The organism is Marinobacter sp. UBA2498, from assembly GCF_002341575.1.
GTDB lineage: Bacteria > Pseudomonadota > Gammaproteobacteria > Pseudomonadales > Oleiphilaceae > Marinobacter > Marinobacter manganoxydans.
Genome location: NZ_DDOI01000158.1, coordinates 30,767 through 31,102, shown reverse-complemented (window position 1 = coordinate 31,102; position 336 = coordinate 30,767). Strand labels below are relative to the sequence as shown.

Here is a 336-nt window from a genome sequence, read left to right as displayed (position 1 = left end):
GGATGGTCGCCAGTTCACGGCTCAGGGGCAGGGTCTCCGTTGCGTCCCGCAGGTATTCACCGATCTTGCCTTTGATATCGTCGGCGTGTTCGATGACGTTGTCCAGGTTGTCGTAGCTCTGAAGCCATTTGACCGCGGTCTTCGGTCCGCACTTGTTGACGCCGGGGATGTTGTCCACCTTATCGCCCACCAGGGCCAGGTAATCGACAATCTGCTCCGGAGTAACGCCGAATTTCTCCACCACGCCGTCCCGGTCCATCCGGGTCTCGGTCATGGTGTTAATCAGCGTAACGTGATCGCTGACCAGCTGCGCCATGTCCTTGTCGCCGGTGGAGA

General features: G+C 59.2%; 1 protein-coding gene. It reads right to left on the bottom strand.

Features of this window, described 5'->3' with window-relative positions; genetic code table 11:
• Positions 1-336, bottom strand: a 336-nt coding sequence (locus B2W52_RS22090) for a 5'-3' exonuclease (protein ID WP_286804097.1), incomplete at both ends; no start/stop codon positions are given.